Genomic DNA, 2,645 nt, shown 5'->3' with positions numbered 1-2,645 from the left:
ACAATTCGACTTACCACCTGTTGAATCGACTTACCTATCTCCTGAAACAAAAGACTTACCTATCTCCTGACTGGTCAGTCTCCTCCTTTCCGCAGGCGTCCCCCAAGTCAACCCCCCTCACCACTACCCCCACCTTAACAACCGCGCTATGATTTGTTTTTGTGTCTCTGGGTTTTTTTCGTTCATGCACAGATAGATTCCCTTCGGGGATACTGCATCTATAAAAGTTTCCAGTTCCTGGGGCTCGAGATCTACAACGATGCTTTTACCCGCTGCCTGTATCTTTTTGATGAACGGGACTCACTGCATGATTGGTTTATCCGCTCCTACGCCCTGCACCCACTGGATAGCCTGTATCTGATCGATTTTTAGTATCTCGTCAATATGGTTTGCGACTCCTTTTCCGTCCAGGTGGAAGATGTTATGATCGAAGTGTTCGCTTTCTTTCTTTATATATGGCAGAGAGATCTCATTGAAGAATTCCTGGGAGATCATCGCCCCCATATCGCAGCTTGGTATATGCATCGTCCCATAGGAGGGGATATCCATCCACGAGACAGAAAGCTGCCTCTTTTGTCTTAGCTTGTCATGGAAGACTTCCATCATCGGGAAAAAGGGGGCAAAACATTTTTGTACCAGTTTTTTTACAAATTCTATGTCGTCGTACATATCCATACACAGCTCCTGTGTACCGCGCAAGGCTGCGGCGCAGTCCAAACTCGGATGCATATCCGTATAGCCGACCATAAAACGCCCTTCACACCGCTCGAGAGCATAGTCCATCATCTCCAGCATTTTCTGGTAATAGCTGCTTTCTGGATGAAAACAGATTTTTTCCAGATCCTCCTCGCCGAATATCTGCGGTTCGCACCAGGAAGTTACTTCCCCGAACTCCAGTTCACAGTCTGCAAGCACCGCAGCAAAAAAGTTCGGGCCAAGATTTGGAAAGTAGATGGGGAATGTTTCCCCCAGCCACTGGTTTGCATGTAATTTTTTTTCAAAGGCGGACACCTGATATTCTGTATCGAACCACCGGGCTTTCAGACTGCTCCAGCTGTCCGCTGAATCTGCAGTGTCATACTCTTCATTGTGGGCCGAAAACCGTATGGGTACACGGTCCAGTATTTCTCCGTCATACCACGCGTATATCCGTTTCATACATTCTAAAAAATCTGGTTTTGTCTCCAGGCCCAGGTCATACATTGTTCCGCAGTTTTCTGCGGATCCGTCCGCAGGGCAAGCCTTACAGGACGCCGCCTGGGTATTTAAGTTTGTATTTTCCATAAAAGTCTCCCTCTGCATTACGCTGTTTTTAGCTTTGCCTTCTTTTCCCTTGACCGGATATCCACGGCAACCGCCACAATCAGCACGATTCCTTTCACAACCCGCTGCCAGTATTCGTTGATATTGAGCATCATCATACCGTTTGCAAGGACTCCCATGAATACAACCCCCACGATTACCTTTGACAGTTTACCTTCTCCGCCGCTGACACTTACCCCGCCCAGGACTACGGCCGTTATAATGTCCATTTCGTAACCGTCTCCTGCACTCGGCTGCCCGCTGTTTACCCTTGACATCAGTATGAGTGAGGCCAGGGCGCCCAGGAATCCTACCATGGTATAGATTTTATAGATTTCCTTTTTCACATTCACTCCCGACAGCCTGGTCGTCTCCTCGTTGCCTCCTATGCCGTAAATCCTCCTGCCAAAAACTGTTTTTCCCAGCATGATATATCCGAAGATAAATACCAGCACCATGATAATCATGGAGATCGGAACAAGCCCGATACTCCCCTGCCCCAGTATCTTGAATCCTTCGGGAATTCCATAGATAGGCATTCCGCCCGATATCAGATAGGTGGCTCCCCTGAGACTTATCATCATGCCGAGAGTTGTGATAATTGGCGGTATTTTCAGACAGGTTATGCAGGTTGCATTAATGACTCCTATCACAATGCCAATGGCAAACCCTATGAATACAACGAGAACGGGATTGACGCCCTTACTCATTAAGGTGGCGCATGTCACGACGACAACTCCGATCAATGATCCGATCGAAAGGTCGATGCCCCCGGTCAGAATCACGCATGTCATACCAACAGCGCAGATTCCTACTATGGAAATCTGACGGGCAATATTTGCCAGGTTATTCGGCGTCAGAAATGAAGTCGTGGAGAAGGAAAAGAATATGACCATCACCGCTAATGCAATAATAATTCCCATATTATTCCACTCTATTTTCTTTTTGTTTGCATTCATCTTTTCCTTCATGACATAACCTCCTGTGCCTTAGACGCCAATTCTAATATTTTTTCCTGATGAATCTGCTCTTTTTTAAGTTCGCCGGATATCCGCCCTTCTGCCATGACGATAACACGGTCAGACATCCCCATCAGCTCCGGGAGCTCTGAGGAGATTAGGATCACGGCCTTCCCCTGTCTCGCCAGTTCATTGATCAGTTCGTATATTTCCTGTTTCGCTCCCACATCAATTCCCCGCGTGGGTTCATCAAAAATGATGATATCACAGTTCATGAGGAGCCATTTCCCCAGTATAACTTTCTGCATTACTATTCACAGTCGATTAGGGCATGACAAATAGAGCGGGTGTCATTTCCGCTTGATTTTTCATATTTGAATCGAC

2 protein-coding genes and 1 pseudogene are annotated in these 2,645 nt (G+C 47.0%); all 3 read right to left on the bottom strand.

Annotated elements, in window-relative coordinates; genetic code table 11:
* Window positions 1-300 precede the first annotated feature (300 nt).
* Complete coding sequence (locus GKG43_RS22620) at window positions 301-1,284, bottom strand: hypothetical protein (RefSeq protein ID WP_202976930.1); 984 nt, start codon at window positions 1,282-1,284, stop codon at window positions 301-303.
* Window positions 1,285-1,301: 17 nt separating this feature from the next.
* On the bottom strand, window positions 1,302-2,273 hold the full coding sequence (locus tag GKG43_RS22615) for an ABC transporter permease (RefSeq protein WP_055154534.1): 972 nt from the start codon (window positions 2,271-2,273) through the stop codon (window positions 1,302-1,304).
* Window positions 2,270-2,566: pseudogene (locus GKG43_RS22610) on the bottom strand (D-xylose ABC transporter ATP-binding protein); the annotation flags it as partial. The pseudogene GKG43_RS22610 and the gene GKG43_RS22615, both read right to left, overlap by 4 nt.
* Window positions 2,567-2,645: the final 79 nt, after the last annotated feature.

Origin of the sequence: Eubacterium sp. BIOML-A2, from assembly GCF_009680135.1 — a bacterium.
Classification (GTDB): Bacteria; Bacillota; Clostridia; order Lachnospirales; family Lachnospiraceae; genus Faecalicatena; species Faecalicatena contortus_B.
This window is presented reverse-complemented; position numbering and strand designations above follow the sequence as displayed.

What these genes read in the sequence shown, in the direction of transcription:
- GKG43_RS22615 (WP_055154534.1), bottom strand. Translation starts at nt 2,273, where the DNA reads ATGAAGGAAAAGATGAATGCAAACAAAAAGAAAATAGAGTGGAATAAT.
- GKG43_RS22620 (WP_202976930.1), bottom strand. Translation starts at nt 1,284, where the DNA reads ATGGAAAATACAAACTTAAATACCCAGGCGGCGTCCTGTAAGGCTTGC.